This is a genomic window from Novosphingobium sp. Sphag1I (assembly GCF_056279125.1).
Genome location: NZ_JBWBQS010000013.1, coordinates 29,625 through 44,972, shown reverse-complemented (window position 1 = coordinate 44,972; position 15,348 = coordinate 29,625). Strand labels below are relative to the sequence as shown.

Sequence of the window (15,348 nt, the reverse complement as noted above, 5' to 3'; positions counted from 1 at the left end):
ATTTTTCGGTGAAACGCATGATACGCCATTTTTCTGCTCTTGCTGGATCAGGGATACTGGCCATGCTGACTTCCCCAGCGGCGGCCGCATCACCGGCTGCAGGTGGGGACTGTTCCGCCTTGGCTGGGGCTGCTTTGTCTGGCGCCCGCATCCTGAGCAGCGAATTGGTCGCCGCAGGCGCCTTCAAGACCGCCCCTTCGCCGATTGCGCCGGATCTGGACAAGCGGCTCAAAACTTTGACCGCATTCTGCCGGGTTCGGGTTCAGGCTACTCCGTCAACCGACAGCAAGATCGGGATAGAGATATGGTTGCCGGTCAAGGGTTGGAATGGCCGCCTGCTAGCCACGGGTAATGGTGGCGGGGCCGGGCGCATCGCTTATGAAATGGGTATGGTTGAAGGGATGAAGCGCGGCTTTGCCGTTGCCAATACCGATATGGGCACGGCGCCCGACATCAACGGGTCGCCGGATCACCCCGAGCGCTGGGCTGATTTCGGCTATCGCGCCACGCATGAAATGACGCGCGTTGCCAAAACGCTGGTCACCCGGTTCTATAAGATCAGGGCTTTCCACTCCTATTTTGCGGGCTGCTCGACCGGCGGACAACAGGCCTTGGGCAGCGCACAGCGCTATCCGAACGACTTTGACGGAATTCTGGCCGGGGATCCGGGCAACAACCGCACTCATGTCGCCAGCTATTTTCTTTGGAATTATGCCGCCCTCAACGCATCGACAGCGTCAAAGCTGTCGGCGGGGCAATGGAATATGGTGACCCGAGCGGTGCTTGGCGCTTGCGCCGGCAAGGATGGCGGGGCACCAGGCGACAGTTTTCTGACCGATCCGCGCCTCTGCCATTTTGATCCGGCGTCCTTGCCGATGTGCAAGCCTGGCGCTACCGGCGATGACTGTCTGACCGGACAGCAATTGGCGACTTTGCGCAAGCTTTATGATGGGCCGGTCAATCAGCGTACAGCCGAACGCATCTACGCTGGCCTGACCTTGGGCAGCGAAGCGATGCCCTTGGGCCCCCTGACGCAGGGCGACACCGCGACATGGCCCGATCAGCAATTCTATCCGTTCCGCTGGAGTCTGCGCGCCGCATTTACCGAGCAGGGCTTTGACTTTGATCACGACCTTGATCGCGTCGATGCGCAATTGGCCGGAACGCTCAATGCCAACCGCTCAGATCTGACCGAATTTGCCCGCGCCGGGGGCAAACTTTTGATGTACACCGGTCTGGCTGACCCTGCCGTTCCGGCAGCGGAAGTTATCAATTTCTATGACAGGCTTGCTCAGAGCGCAGGCGGTGAAGACAAGGCTGCGGATTTCGCAAGGCTTTTCCTCGTGCCGGGCATGGGCCATTGTTTCGGCGGCCCGGGCGTTACCGAGATCGGTCAGCCTTTTACCTCCGACGTCCCTGCATCCCGCGATGGGGATGCTCTGATGGCCTTGGTGGCATGGACCGAGGGTGCGAAGGCGCCATCTGTCCTGATTGCGCACAAGCCTGCTGGCGACAATAAGCCGGCTAAGGAACGCCCGGTTTGCGCCTATCCTGCCCTGCCGGAATATCGGAGCGGCAATCCTGCGCTGCGGACCAGCTTTGCCTGTGTGGCCCATGCAAAAGGTACCGCGCAGGCTCCGGCGCCTCGCTATCTGAATTGATGAAGCAGTTGCAAGGCGCGCGCAATCACGCGCCTTGCTCTTACGTTCAGGCGATAGTGGGGACCATACCGCCTTCGACCCGGATAGCAGCACCATTGGTGATGGCGCCATGCGGGCTGACCAGGAGCGCGACCTGCGCGGCGATCTCTTCCGGTTCGATCAGGCGGCGGATCAGGGAAAGCGGACGGAAGCGTTCAAAGAACAACGTCTCTCGCTGCCCATCCTCCAACCCTTCATCGGTCACCACCGAAGCGATAAAGGCGCTGATGCCCTCTGAGCGGGTGGGACCGGGAAGGATCGAGTTCACCGTCACGCCCGTGCCGCGCGTCAATTCCGCCATACCGCGGGCAAGTCCGAGCTGTGCGCTCTTGCTCATGCCGTAATGCACCATTTCCGGCGGAATCAGCAGTGCACTTTCACTCGCGACAAAGATCACTCGGCCGCTGGACCGGGCCAACATGGCAGGAAAGTAATGGCGAGAAAGTCGTGCGCCGCTCAACACATTGACGTTGAACATGTTGAGCCAGTCTTCGTCGGAAATCTCGGCGAAAGGCTTGGCTTCATAAATGCCCAGATTGTTGATCAGAATATTAACCTCAGGCACGGCATCAAACAGGGCCTGCGCGCCTTGGGCATGAGTCGGGTCGGCTAGGACCGCCTCGACATCGCCATATTGAGCGACTGTTTTGGCGGCTTCATTCAGTTTGGCCTGATTGCGCCCACAGATGATGGCGCGTGCGCCTTCGGCAGCAAGGCGGCACGCGATGGCAAGGCCGATGCCCGCGGTCGATCCGGTGATCAGCGCGGTCTTGCCGATAAGTCTAAGGTCCATGGTCTGTCCTGATCTTTATGGGGCTGAGGGGATCGTTACGTCGGGGTCGCTGGTTTGCAAGAATTGCACCATCAATTGGACGCAGGGGACATCGCCGATCTGTCCGGAAAGATGGGCGATGTCTGCGGCGTTGCCGGACACGATATCGGCGCCCCAATGAATGTCACCGGGCCCCATTTCCACCCTCCTGCCGTTCTGTGTCTCGATGAACCATCGACCGGACAGGGGAACGACCCATTGCAGGGATGGGCTGGGATGCCAGTCGCCAATCCAGCCCACCGGCAGAACATTGAACCAGACGGCCTTCACCTGCCCGGCAAAGCTGCGCATCCAGATCGGAACGGTCTTGCCGCTCACCACCTGTTTGGCGAAACCTTCAAGCCAGGCACTTTCGATCGTGCATTGTCCCGTTCCGTCATCCTTCATATGCCAGAAGGGAATGGAGGGCGGGTTGCCGGCGCCCTCCATGAAATTCAGCGGAGGCAAGGCGTCCGCGATGAACCGCGGGGCGGCTCTGTCCGATCCCTTCGCCACAAAAATACTCCTTTGGCCTGGTGTCATGGGGCAGGTATGTCAGCCAAAGGAATTTAGTGTCGAAATCACTGCGATAAAGATGCATCGCAGACACTCTGGGTAGATGCCTGCGCTACTATAACATGAGCTTTACCGCAGGTTTTAGTGAATGTGGCTTCCGCCATTCACGTCAAGCGTTGCGCCCGTTACATAGGCGGACAGATCAGAGCTCAGGAACAGGCACGCCCCGGCGATGTCCACTGGAAGGGCAGCGCGGCGCAGCGGGATTTGCGAGACAATCTGTTCGTGCATTTGCGCGCCCACCACGCCGTCAAGCATGCTGGTTTCCGTCATCGATGGGCATACGACATTGGCACGGACACCCTTTGGACCGAATTCGCGGGCGATGCTGCGTGTCATACTGATCATACCGCCCTTGGATGCGGCATAGTGGCTGCCCCCTACCAATCCGCCGCCACGCTGGGCAGCGACCGAGGCAAGGTTGACAATCGTGCCGTGACCTTGATCCACGAAAACGCGCAAGGCTTCCTGAGCCAGTGTGAAGGCGCCCTTCAGATTGACGGTAAGCATGCGGTCCAGACTTGCGCCATCAATGTCAAGCATATCGCACGATTCAACGATTCCGGCGCAATTGACAATCCCGTCGACACGCCCAAGCCGCGACACGGCGTCGCCCATCATCTGGCGGCAGGCATTGGCATTGGTGATGTCGCAGGCGACAAAATCGACCATGGCATCGTCACAGGCTTGATGCTTGATCCCGGCGATCAGGTCGGCCCTGCGTTCCTGATCCATGGAGAGGTCGCAACCGATCACGATGGCCCCGTGCTGCGCAAAAAGCCGCATGGTGGCATAGCCGATCCCGCGAGCCGATCCAGCGCCGGCAATGACGCAAACCTTGTCTTTCAAAAGCACTTTTCTACTCCGGATGCTGAAAGGAACGGCTGTCCGGCCCTATCGGGCCAGATCGAGATGACGGGTTTCAGGGCTTGTGATTGTGGCAATCGTCGAAATGCTGATGACCGCCACGAGGTAGGCCGTAATGGGCCAGGTAAGGCCGTGGCCAAGCCCCTGGAGCCAGGAGGCCACAAAGGGTGCGGGACCGGCCGCCACCAGATTGGCGCCGGTATAGGCGATGGCAGAGCCTGAATAGCGAACCGAAGTCGGAAAGGGTTCGGCAAACATGGCGGGCTGGACGCCGGACTGGATCTGCAGACTGCACACGAAAAAGGCGATGCCCAAGGCAATATAGGCCCAGTTGGCGGTGTTCAAAAGCGGGAAATAGATCAAAGCGGCCAGCAATGTCAGCGCGGAGGAAAACAGCATCACAGGCTTGCGTCCGAAGCGGTCACTGGCAATCCCGCCCGAAACAATTGCCCCCATTGCGAGAAAATTGGCGGCCGTCATGCAAAGATAAGCCGTTTGACCCGACATTTGGAGCGTGCCGGTAATATAGGCCAGCGAAAACACATTGATGACGTGGAAGCAGCATGCCGGGCATAGCCAAATGATGAGCAGACGTGTCGCGGTCACAATGGCCTGACGTGTCATCCTTGCGGGTTGAGCCTTGGCTTTGTCGTGAAGCATGGCCTCTTGGCGCTCGGCGCGCATTTGTTCAAATGCGGGGGTTTCTGCAACCCTGCGGCGGATATAAAGGCCGAGCAGGACGAGTGCGAAGCTGAGCAGAAACGGAATACGCCAGCCCCATTGTTCAAACCGATGCGCGCCAAGCAGGGCAAACAACACGAACAGTGCCCCGTTGGCGACAGCTGCGCTGGCCGAGTTGCCCAGATTGATCAGTGAGCCGAAAAATCCGCGCCGGTCGGGCGGGGCATGCTCCATGGTCAAAAGCTGGGCTCCGGTGGCTTCTCCGCCAAGCGCAACGCCCTGCAAAAAGCGCAGGAACACGAGCGAAACCGGTGCCCAATGGCCGATGATGGCATAGCCGGGCAGACATCCGATCAGGAAGGAAGCAGCGCCCATCAGCAGGAGCGTATAAAGCAGCACCGACTTGCGTCCGATGCGATCACCCAGAGCGCCGAACAGAATGCCGCCAAGCGGGCGTGCAAAAAAGCCCACGCCAAAGGTCGCGAATGCCGCGAGAATTCCGTTCTGCTGACTGAACTGAGGGAAAAACAGTTTGGGGAATACGGTTGCCGCCAGCGCACCATAGGTCGTGAAATCAATCCATTCAAGGATCGACCCCATCGAACTGGCCAATGCGGCTCTGGTCGCCATGCCCGTTGCGGTTGAAGGTCTATCGATTTGCGAATTCACAGCCAGCATCGCTCCACCCAGGTTCAGCGGCCCCCATTTTGCGGCGCCATTTTTTTGCATATAAGAATTTTAGATTGTAAATATGAATTCATCATCCCTTGTGCGTCAATACGAAGTTTCACCGCATGAGATCACAATGAACCTGCAAATAGCGATAGCTGCGGGCAATCGAGGTCTGGGCATCGACTGGATAGGGCGGCTCCTGCTCAATAAAGAAGTCGCTCACTCCAAGCCTTACAGCTTCATGCAGCAGGTGAGGCCAATCGGTCTGGCCATCCCCCAAGGAACGAGGGGCCTGCTGATAGGTGAAATTGGGCGGCATTCCCGATTTGATGTCTTTGAGATGCATCTGGCGGATACGCCCCGGATATTGGCGCATCAAGGCGGCGGCATCGACACCGGCGGCCGCGCTCCAGCCGACATCCAGTTCAAAATGGACGGTCGCCGGGTCGGTTTCGGCAAGCAGAACATCAAATCCGGTGCGCCCGTCGGCAAGGGGAGCGAATTCCGGATTGTGATTGTGATAGCCTAGGGCGATGCCCTCGCGCTTTAGCCCTGGCCCGATGCGGTTGAGAAACGCGGCGTTGCGCTGCCAATCTTCCTTTCGCATTTTCAGTCCCGCACGGCGGACATAGGCAAAGCCGGACTCGCCCGGCAGCCGGGGCTTCGCATCCGGGCCCATCAGAAATGTCGGAAGGACGGCGGTTTTGCACCCAAGAATTCGCAGTTGTTCGGCCAGCATGCCCGGATCATCGCTCAGGCTCAGGCCGGACGATTGGCTGGGCAGGTGGATGCTGGTGCAACGCAAATCGGCAAGGTCAAGGGATGCCCGCAATTGCGCCGCGGACCGGCCCAAAAGCCCTGCGAGTTCGACATGCCGAAAACCGATGTTGCGCACTGCATGCAAGGTTGCATCGAGGTCCGCGAGGGCCTCTTTGTTCAAGGTGTATAACTGCAATCCCGGCGATAGTGCAGGGCGGGCCGCGGGGCGGCGTGTCGCCGCCGGCAAGGCAAATTGGCCAAAGCCGGCGGCGGCGCCTGCAAGAATAAAACGGCGGGTGAAGGACATGGCGGACCAATCGGCGAAAGGGTAACAATTGTCACGATGATGCCCGCAGCCAGAACGCTGCGGGCATCATAGCGGGATCAGAACTTGAACCCGGCTCTAACGCCAAACAGGCGCGGATCGGCAAAATTGGCCGTGGGGAAGGTGCCCGCGATGACCGTCGTAACGACGACGGCATTCTCGATGTTCTTCACATAGGCTTGCAGATAATAGCGCCCACCCGGCGCATTATAAGTCAGGCTCGCGTCGGAACGCATGCTGCTCGGCACGCGATACTGGTTCAGGGTGGCAAGAGCTGCCAGATAATAGCTGTCCATCACACGGGTACGGACATTGGCCTGAATGTTGCCCCCGCCCGGCAAATCGAACGTATGCGTGTATCCTGCAGTCACTGTCACGCCAGGTGCGCGATCCAGCGAACGACCGGAAAAGTCGACCGTAGGGGTCACAAGGAAACTGTCATAGGTCGCGTCGAGATAGGCCAGCGAAAAGTCGAACAGCATGGGCTTGATCGGCTGGATAGTACCTTCCAGTTCAAGGCCCTTGACCTTTGCCTTGGCGGCATTGGTCGTGACGGAGCATGGGCCGCCGCAGATGGTCGAGGTTTGAGTCAATTGGATGTTGTTGTAGTTGTAATAGAAGGCAGCCGCATTCAGGCGAACCGCATTGTCGAGGAAGCGGGTCTTGACCCCGACTTCATAAGACGTGAGTGTTTCAGGTTCATAATAGAGCGCGGCCGGCACAACAGGGCTGGTGCAATTGGGGGTGCCGCTGGCGCAGCCATCGTTGAAGCCGCCAGCTTTATAGCCAGAGGATACCGTCGCAAAAAGCAGGGTCCGGCTGTTGGCGTCATAGTCGATGCCGGCGCGCCAGGTGACTTTGCTGAAGGATCGGCTTGCGTTGTTGGGCGAGGAAACATCGCCTGATCCGTTGCAGGCCACCGTCGCACAGCGCCACACGCCGCCCACGCGCGATTTGTCATCGCGCGAATAGCGGACACCGCCCGTCAGACGGAACTTGTCGGTCAGCTTCCATGTAACCTGACCGAAAGCCGCATAGGATTCGGCAAGGGTGGGAACCTGATTGAATTGATACACATAGCCCACCGTATTGGGCGTGGGCGAAAGCAGGCCGAACAGCGAAAGATTTACGCCGCTGCGTTCCTTGAAGTAGTACAGTCCGACTTGAGCCTTGATCGGCCCGTTATTGGTTGTGTAGAAACGCAGTTCCTGACTGTTCTGCCAGTAATTTCCGAAGAAATCGGCTGGAATGACTGTGCCCGTGTTGCGCAGGTAAGGAAAGGTCTCCTTGCGATCCATTTGACGATAGGACCCCAGATAGGCCATGCCAATGCCGCCGAAATCATAGGTGAAATCGCTCTGGATGCCCCATGTCTGGGTGTCGCGCTTAATGTCGAAGGTGATGTTGTCGTTCAGACGGCGAAGATCGTCGCTCGAGACGCCCGTGCCAACATAGAGCGGGGTCTGACCCGATCCGGTATTGGTGTAGAAATTTGCCAGACGCACCCCGTTCTGGGGGCGGCCTCCCATCTGGGAATAGTCGCCGCGCACGATCAGCTCGCCCTTGGCGAATTTCCAGCGCGCCGAAAGGCGGCCGGAAATATTGTCCTTGAAGGGATCAAGGGAGCTGGTCAGTTGCGAGCCACGGGTGATGAAGCTGTCGCGCCGATCATAATTGGCTGCAGCGCGAATGGCAAAATTGTCAGTGACGGGCACATTGAGCACGCCGGTAGCCTGAACCTGCCCGTAATTGCCGACCTGAATATCGCCGCTGCCGCCAAGTTTGAACATCGGTAGATTGCTTACAACACCGACCACACCAGCAGTCGTATTGCGTCCGAAAAGTGTTCCTTGCGGCCCGCGCAACACTTCCACCCGAGCAACATCGAAGAAGCTCGTTTCCTGGGCTTGGGGGCGCGCAATATAGATGCCGTCCATCAGGAAAGCGGCTGAAGGATCGCCCTTTTCCGTGCCATCGGTGGAGGTGATGCCGCGTACCGTTATCTGCAGCCCATTGCCGTTGGCGCGGTCAATCGAAATGTTGGGAACGACCTCTGCAATCTGCGTGGGGTTGGTGACGCCCTGTTGGGCCAGCGCACTGCCGGTTACTGCAGTCAGAGCAACCGGAGTTTTGGATGCCAGACTTGAAGTGCGCTGGGCGGTAACGACGATATCGCCGGTAGCTGGTGCTTGCGTCGAGCTGTTGCCCTGTGCGTGAGCGGCAAAGGGGGCAGCGGCAATTACCGCTAGACCTGCCGCAGCAAAACGCAATTTCACTTTATGTTTCAAAATAGCTCTCCCCAAATCGGTGGTTCTGTTTCGCTGCAACCGGGGGCGACCGAACCTAGGTCCAGTCTGCTCATCACGATGCCGAAGTGTTGACCGTTGAGGTGTGCTTTATGTCTTGGCGGATGACGGAGTCAATATAAATATGAAATCAATGATGTATCTGTAAAACAATTGAATTAGGTAATTTTAAAATAATCTAATAATATCAATTATTTATAATTTCCATCTCACCGCATCCGCCAGAGCCGTTTCGGGGAGCTATGCGCTTGCGCCAGCAGGGACACCAGGCTTATGGCTGGGAAAATGCGGCAGCAGATATTCCCCCAACTCGTCGAGAACCTCTGAGACCGGGCGGCGCTGGGGCTTGAAATGCAAGGCGGCATGCGAAACGCCGGCATCCTGTTGACGCAGCCAATATTCGAGCAAGGCGTTGCGTCCCCCATGCAGGATGCGGCCGAACCGGATGGGCATGTTGGGATCACGATCAAGATTGAACAATGTGCCATAGCCGTAGGGTTTAAAGAGACCCGCCGGACAGGCTGCGCGCCATTGGGCAATGACCAAGTCGATCCGGTGTGGATCAGAGGTATAAGACAAAATGCCGTCGGTGTTCTGTGCGGTCCATTCAAGGCTTTGTCCGGCATGGCCTATGACAATCATCGGCAATCGGTCCTCTGTCGGCTGCGGGACCATTTGCAGAGTGCCTTCCAATTGGCCGTAAAATTCGGACCGGTGGATCGGCCAGGCCTCTTCAGTGGCCGCCCGAAGCATGGCCAGAGCATCCCGGAAGCGCGCCGCCCGGTTTTCATAATTGCACCCAAAGGCAGGATATTCGGTCGCCCGATCCCCTGTCGCCAGACCAAGTACGAAACGTCCACCCGACAATTGGTCAACCGTGGCGGCCTGCTTGGCAAGGATCAGCGGATCGCGCAGAGGCAGTACGGCCCCGGCAGTTCCGATGGTAATCTGCCCGGTGATAGCAGCCAGGTAGGCCGCATAGGCCATGGGATCGAAGATCTGTCCTACATCGCCAAAATGCGGGTCATAAAACGGGACATCGCGCAGCCAGACGGCGGAGAATCCGGCCTTATCGGCTTTTCGCACAAGTTCTGCGTGATGCGTCATGGTCGGGGCCGGATGGTCGGGATAGGCCTCAAGCGGCGTAATAAAACCGAAGGTCAGGCCCTGAGGCTGAAAAACACGGGAGTAACCCTGGTGAGCGGCAAGCTCCCTGGGCAATTCGCCGGCGGGGGAAGGATTGGGCATGGAGGGCCTTTTCTGCCTTGATTATGCTGCAACATGGATCGCGAAAAATGCGATCACGACGGCAGCTCTAGGCCATTTTGTGTTTGTGAAAAATAAGCTACAATTCACAACATATCGGAAAATTATTCTCAAATGGAGTCGTAATGGATTATCTCGGTGCGCTTGAAGCCTTTGTTCATGCATCAGAACTGCGCAGCTTTACCCAGGCAGGTCAGCGGCTCGGCACCTCATCATCAGCGGTCAGCAAGGCCGTTGCACGCCTTGAAGACGAGTTAGGGGTCAGCCTGCTGCGTCGTTCGACCCGTGCAGTCACTCTGACCGGCGAGGGGGCCATGTTCCTCGAGCGATGCCATCGCATCTTGGCGGAACTTGATGTCGCGCGAAAAGAACTGACCGAGGCCGCGGGAAAGCCAATGGGACGCCTCAAGGTTGGGCTTCCGCAGATCGGTTCCTACTTCATGACCGCCCTGATGGCTTTTCAAAAGGCCTATCCGGATATTGAACTCGAACTCGATTTTACCGATCGTCTGGTCAATGTAATCGATGAAGGTTTTGATGCTGTCATCCGAGTTGGCGAGGTTCAGGATTCCCGCTTATCGCAACGCCGGTTAGGCGGGTATCGCCACCATCTGGTGGCATCGCCAGAATATCTTGGCCAAGCGACAGAACCTGCATCAAGCGCCGATCTGGCTGGCCATCACTGTCTGCGCTATCGATATCCGACCAGTGGCAAGATCGCACCTTGGCCACTGGGCCATGCGGAGGCTTCTCCCGATCTGCCGCATTCGAGCACCAGCAACACAATCGAAGCTTTGGCCGACATGGCCAGAGCCGGCCTTGGCATTGCGCTTGTGCCTGAATTTGTCGTTTCGCGTGATATTGCCGCAGGGATTTTACGTTTTGTACTGAAGGATTTGGTGCAGGAGGAGCGCAGTATCTACATTCTGTGGCCATCGAGCCGTCAGCAATTGCCCAAGATTGCAGCGTTCACCGATTTCATGATGAACTCGCTCAAATCTTCCGACGGCCAACTCCACTTGGCAATCAGAAGGTGAGGGCGGGGCCGCCACGGCAGGCGGCCCCGATGTCAATCACGCCAAGACTTGTGTAATCCGCAGCACTGGCTTGATCGTGACGCCGCGTTCGGAATCCTCGACGGCCTGATTGATATCTTCAAACTCATAGAACCTGATCAGGCGGTCGAACGGAAAACGCCCTTGCAAATAGAGGTTGATCAGCACGGGGATGAAAGTCTTTGCTACCACATCGCCCTGAACGATCCCCATAATCCGACGTCCGGGGATCATCACGTCGTTCACGTTAAAGGCCACTTCGGTGCCCTCCTTGGTCGCGCCAACGATGCCGCACACGCCAAAAATGCCAAGACAGTCGATAGCCTGTCGCAGTACCTGCGGGCGCCCGCTGCATTCGAGGGAGAAGTCCGCTCCCTTGCCCGTGATTTCCCTGACACGAGCAACCGGATCCTCATCACGACTGTTGATCGTATGGGTCGCTCCCAGTTCGCGGGCAAGTTCGAGGCGCAGCGGATTGACGTCGGCGGCAATGATCGTCGTCGCCCCGGCCACTTTGGCTGCCATGATCGCGGAAAGACCTACCGCGCCCGTACCAAAAGCGACAAAACTTGCCCCTGCGTGGACCTTGAGCGCATTGAGCACCGATCCGGCACCTGTCTGAATGCCGCAGCCCAGCGGGCCGACCAGCTCAAGCGGCATGTCCTTGGGCACGGACACCACATTGCGTTCGCTGGCCACTGTATATTCTGCAAATGCCGACTGACCAAAGAAATGGTCGTGGACCTTACAGCCATGGGCATCGGTGACGGCGCTGGATCCATCCATGCGACCGCCGCCAAAGTTAAGCGGTCCCATATGTTCGCAATGTGCCGGGTGGCCCGATTCGCAAGTGTCGCAAAGTCCGCATGACATGTAGGTCATGACCACATGGTCGCCCACCTTGATGGTGGTGACATCATCGCCAATCGCTTCGACCACGCCCGCGCCTTCGTGGCCCAGGATCATCGGCAAGGGCGCGCTATAGTCCTGATTCCGCACCACCATGTCGGTGTGGCAAACACCCGTTGCCACAACCCGGACAAGCACTTCTGTCGGGCGAAGCGATCCAAGTGTCACATTTTCAAGCCGGAATTCACCGCCGGCCTCGCGGATGACCGCAGCGCGCATGGCAATCGGTTCGACAACTTTCTCCATTTTGACCTCCTTTTTGAGAAGGGTCGCGCTCTGCGGCTCTTCCGAGAACGGGCCAGATAAGCTGAGTTGAAAATTAGTCAATGCGCAATATATTTGACAATGCGTAAGTCATCGCTATCTGGAGCAGCGACCAGTCGAGAACGCCGACTCAGTTGCGCCGACGCTCCCATGGCCAAAAGATCGAGCGGCAAGGCCGCCTTTTGATGGAGAAAACAGATGGATATTCGCCTCGTGATCGATAACCAATCGGTCGATGCGGAAACCGGTGAAGTGTTCGAACGGCTCAATCCGATTTCCGGTAAGGCGGTGACTCGCGCCGCAGCTGCCAGTGTGAAGGATGCGGTGAGGGCGCTCGATTCGGCGCAGGCCGCTTTCAAAACATGGTCGAAGACCGGCCCGAACGAGCGGCGTGCGATTCTGCTGGCTGCGGCCGACAGGCTGGAAGCCAAGAAGGATGCCTTCGTCCAGGCAATGGCTGAAGAGGTAGGCGCGTCGGCTCTCTGGGCGGCCTTCAACGTGATGGGGTCGGCGACGCTGCTGCGTGAAGCGGCCGGCCTGGTGACCCAGGCACAGGGCGCAACGATCCCGACGGACAAGCCGGGCACACTGTCGATGACGCTGCGGCAGCCGGTCGGCGTGGTGCTCAGCATCGTTCCCTGGAATGGTCCGATCCTGCTCGCTGCCCGAGCGATTGCCTATCCGATTGCGCTGGGCAACACCGTCCTGTTCCGTGGATCGGAAGCTAGCCCGCGCACGCATGCGCTGGTCGCTGAAGCGTTTTATGAAGCGGGTCTGCCGGCAGGTGTTCTCAATTTCATTGTCAATGCGCCCAAGGATGCGCCAGAAATCATCGACAAGATGATCGCCCACCAAGCGGTCCGACGCGTCAATTTTACCGGCTCCACAAAGGTCGGCAAGATCATCGCCGAAAAGAGTGCTGCACATCTCAAGCGCTGCCTGCTCGAACTGGGCGGCAAGGCCCCGTTTGTCGTGCTTGATGATGCCGATCTGGATGGCGCGGCGAATGCGGCGACCTTCGGCGCTTTCCTCTACCAGGGGCAGATATGCATGTCGACGGAGCGCTTTGTTGTCGATGAAACCGTTGCTGACGCCTTTGTCGAAAAATTCGTCGCCAAGGTCGCGCAGTTGCCTGCCGGCGATCCGCTCGACAATGCCGGCACCGTCGTCGGCCCGCTGGTCGACAGCAAATCGGGCGAACGTATTAATGGTCTTATCCATGACGCCTTGGCGAAGGGCGCGAAGCTAGCCATTGGCGGATTGGCGCAAGGCGCGGTAATGCCCGCCACAATTATCGACCACGTTACCCCGGATATGGCCATCTATGATGAGGAAACCTTTGGTCCGATAACCACGATCGTCCGCGTAAAGGATTGCGATGAAGCGGTTCGAGTGGCCAATGATACAGAATATGGCCTTTCCTCGGCAGTATTTGGTCGCGAAGTGACCCGCGCTTTGGAGGTTGCCCGCCAGATTGATGCCGGATGTGTCCACATCAATGGTGCCACGGTCCAGAACGAGGCTCAGGCCCCATATGGCGGCATGAAGCAGAGCGGTTATGGTCGATTTGATGGCCAGGCGGTCATTGATGAGTTCACCGAACTCAAGTGGGTAACGATCGAACCTGCCAATCAACCCTATCCGTTCTGATTGCCCATACTGAGGCGCGGCCGGGCTGGTCCGGTCGCGCCCAGAGTTGTAAAGTTACGCCACCATGAAGAACCACTTCCCCCCGATTGTCTGGACATTCGCCGCCTCTGCTGCGCTTGGCTTGGCGCTTGGCGGATGCGCGAGCCTGCCTAAGATGGAAAAGGGGCCAGAGCTTGCCAATGTTGAGAAGTTCAAGTCTTCGACCACGCTGGCGGCACCTGCCGGGGAATGGCCGCAGGATGACTGGTGGCGCCAGTATCAGGATCCTCAACTCGACGCTCTGATCGCTGAGGCCATAACCCATTCCCCCTCACTCGAGATTGCCGCAGCGCGGGTCCGCCGCGCCGAGGCCGTCATCGAGGGGACGCGCGCAGAAGACTTGCCGCATTTCAACCTTGGTGGTTCGATCGGCGAGGCCAAGTTGAGCTATTGGAACGGTATGCCCTATGCCGCCGTGCCAAAGGGCGTTAATGAAATGGCTGCCGCCCGTATCGGTATGGAATGGGGGCTCGATTTTTTTGGCAAGAACCGCGCCGCGCTGGCCTCGACCATTTCCTCAGCGCAGGCTGCAAGGGCCGATGCAGCGCAGGCGCGGTTGCTGCTGACCACTGGTGTGGCTTCGGTCTATGCCGAACTGCTTGGCCAATTGCGTGACGTTGATCTGGCCGAACAGACGGTCCATGTGCGCGAAGGGACTGTCAATCTGGTCAAGCAACGCCGATCCTTCGGGCTGGAAACGCTGGCCTCAGAAGCCCAGGCTGTAAGCGCGCTGGAAACTGCAGGGCAGGCCTTGGAAAGCAGCAAGGAACTGGCGGAACTAACGCGGCTGCGTCTGTCGGCTTTGTTGGGGGCAGGGCCGGATCGGGCTCTGGAAATCAAACGCCCTGCCGACCCGGCGATTGTCCAATTTGGTCTGCCGGCCAATCTGCCCGCCGAATTATTGGGCCGGCGTCCCGATGTGCGCGCCGCACGCCTGCGCGTCGAGGCTTCCGCTTCGCAGATCAAGGTCGCTCGGGCGGGCTTTTACCCCAGCATCAATCTGGCCGGTGCGATCGGCCCGCAATCGCTGGGCCTGGATCAGTTTTTTAACGTGGCCTCGATGGCAGGAAATTTCGGTCCGGCGATCAGCCTGCCCATTTTCCGCGGCGGGGCGCTGCGGGCCAACCTGCGGGCATCCCACGTCGATTATGATGCTGCCGTTGCCAGCTATAATGACGCTCTTCTGCATGCGCTTCAGGATGTCGCCGTGGTGGTGACCAGTCAGCGCGCGCTGTCCCCGGAACTTGTTCATGCACAGGCCGCGCTCAATGCTGCGGAAACTGCCTATAAGACGGCGCTGATCCGATATCGCGGCGGCCTTCTCACCTATATCGCTGTGCTGTCGGCAGAAAACACCATGATCTCGGCCAGGCGGGCAGTCTCCCAGCTCGAAACGCGCCGCTTCATCCTGAATGTGGGGTTGGTGCGAGCCTTGGGCGGCGGCGTCTGATTTTCAAATTCGTGGACC

The 15,348-nt window shown here is 58.4% G+C and carries 12 protein-coding genes; 4 read left to right on the top strand and 8 right to left on the bottom strand.

What is annotated here, in order from left to right:
• Nucleotides 1–62: 62 nt before the first annotated feature.
• Nucleotides 63–1,661 carry a tannase/feruloyl esterase family alpha/beta hydrolase gene (locus ACZ9HU_RS15655; RefSeq protein ID WP_476106231.1) on the top strand — a complete coding sequence of 533 codons (1,599 nt, stop codon included), beginning with the start codon at nt 63–65 and terminating at the stop codon, nt 1,659–1,661.
• A gap of 46 nt (nt 1,662–1,707) precedes the next feature.
• Here the strand turns inward: ACZ9HU_RS15655 and ACZ9HU_RS15650 are convergent, their stop codons facing one another.
• From ACZ9HU_RS15650 to ACZ9HU_RS15620, 7 genes are all read right to left on the bottom strand, one after another.
• The gene (locus tag ACZ9HU_RS15650; RefSeq protein WP_476106229.1) at nt 1,708–2,493 is read right to left on the bottom strand and encodes an SDR family NAD(P)-dependent oxidoreductase; all 786 of its coding nucleotides are present in this window, start codon (nt 2,491–2,493) and stop codon (nt 1,708–1,710) included.
• A gap of 15 nt (nt 2,494–2,508) precedes the next feature.
• A complete protein-coding gene (locus tag ACZ9HU_RS15645; protein ID WP_476106227.1) occupies nt 2,509–3,027 on the bottom strand; it encodes a cupin domain-containing protein in 519 nt (172 codons plus the stop codon).
• A 141-nt stretch (nt 3,028–3,168) separates the two neighbouring features.
• Nucleotides 3,169–3,942, bottom strand: coding sequence for an SDR family NAD(P)-dependent oxidoreductase (locus ACZ9HU_RS15640; protein WP_476106223.1), 774 nt, complete (start codon nt 3,940–3,942; stop codon nt 3,169–3,171).
• A gap of 39 nt (nt 3,943–3,981) precedes the next feature.
• Nucleotides 3,982–5,265 carry an MFS transporter gene (locus tag ACZ9HU_RS15635; RefSeq protein ID WP_476106220.1) on the bottom strand — a complete coding sequence of 428 codons (1,284 nt, stop codon included), beginning with the start codon at nt 5,263–5,265 and terminating at the stop codon, nt 3,982–3,984.
• A 157-nt stretch (nt 5,266–5,422) separates the two neighbouring features.
• A complete protein-coding gene (locus ACZ9HU_RS15630) occupies nt 5,423–6,247 on the bottom strand; it encodes a sugar phosphate isomerase/epimerase family protein (protein ID WP_476106219.1) in 825 nt (274 codons plus the stop codon).
• Nucleotides 6,248–6,450: 203 nt separating this feature from the next.
• Nucleotides 6,451–8,679, bottom strand: coding sequence for a TonB-dependent receptor (locus tag ACZ9HU_RS15625; protein WP_476106217.1), 2,229 nt, complete (start codon nt 8,677–8,679; stop codon nt 6,451–6,453).
• 258 nt (nt 8,680–8,937) lie between these two features.
• On the bottom strand, nt 8,938–9,945 hold the full coding sequence (locus ACZ9HU_RS15620) for an LLM class oxidoreductase (protein ID WP_476106215.1): 1,008 nt from the start codon (nt 9,943–9,945) through the stop codon (nt 8,938–8,940).
• Between the two features lie 143 nt (nt 9,946–10,088).
• Between ACZ9HU_RS15620 and ACZ9HU_RS15615 the strand changes: the two genes are divergently transcribed.
• Nucleotides 10,089–11,000, top strand: a complete 912-nt coding sequence (locus tag ACZ9HU_RS15615; protein ID WP_476106214.1) for a LysR family transcriptional regulator — start codon at nt 10,089–10,091, stop codon at nt 10,998–11,000.
• 36 nt (nt 11,001–11,036) lie between these two features.
• Here ACZ9HU_RS15615 and ACZ9HU_RS15610 read toward each other — a convergent pair whose 3' ends face one another.
• Nucleotides 11,037–12,173: an NAD(P)-dependent alcohol dehydrogenase gene (locus ACZ9HU_RS15610; RefSeq protein ID WP_476106211.1), complete on the bottom strand. Its 1,137-nt coding sequence runs from the start codon at nt 12,171–12,173 to the stop codon at nt 11,037–11,039.
• Between the two features lie 216 nt (nt 12,174–12,389).
• Between ACZ9HU_RS15610 and ACZ9HU_RS15605 the strand changes: the two genes are divergently transcribed.
• A complete protein-coding gene (locus tag ACZ9HU_RS15605) occupies nt 12,390–13,841 on the top strand; it encodes an aldehyde dehydrogenase (RefSeq protein ID WP_476106208.1) in 1,452 nt (483 codons plus the stop codon).
• A 64-nt stretch (nt 13,842–13,905) separates the two neighbouring features.
• Entirely contained in the window at nt 13,906–15,330 is a 1,425-nt protein-coding gene (locus ACZ9HU_RS15600; RefSeq protein ID WP_476106206.1) for an efflux transporter outer membrane subunit, read from the top strand.
• Nucleotides 15,331–15,348: the final 18 nt, after the last annotated feature.

Bases quoted from the DNA above. Each gene is read 5' to 3' on its own strand.
- ACZ9HU_RS15655 (WP_476106231.1), top strand. From the start codon at position 63: ATGCTGACTTCCCCAGCGGCGGCCGCATCACCGGCTGCAGGTGGGGAC.
- ACZ9HU_RS15650 (WP_476106229.1), bottom strand. From the start codon at position 2,493: ATGGACCTTAGACTTATCGGCAAGACCGCGCTGATCACCGGATCGACC.
- ACZ9HU_RS15635 (WP_476106220.1), bottom strand. From the start codon at position 5,265: ATGGCGACCAGAGCCGCATTGGCCAGTTCGATGGGGTCGATCCTTGAA.
- ACZ9HU_RS15620 (WP_476106215.1), bottom strand. From the start codon at position 9,945: ATGCCCAATCCTTCCCCCGCCGGCGAATTGCCCAGGGAGCTTGCCGCT.
- ACZ9HU_RS15615 (WP_476106214.1), top strand. From the start codon at position 10,089: ATGGATTATCTCGGTGCGCTTGAAGCCTTTGTTCATGCATCAGAACTG.
- ACZ9HU_RS15610 (WP_476106211.1), bottom strand. From the start codon at position 12,173: ATGGAGAAAGTTGTCGAACCGATTGCCATGCGCGCTGCGGTCATCCGC.
- ACZ9HU_RS15605 (WP_476106208.1), top strand. From the start codon at position 12,390: ATGGATATTCGCCTCGTGATCGATAACCAATCGGTCGATGCGGAAACC.
- ACZ9HU_RS15600 (WP_476106206.1), top strand. From the start codon at position 13,906: ATGAAGAACCACTTCCCCCCGATTGTCTGGACATTCGCCGCCTCTGCT.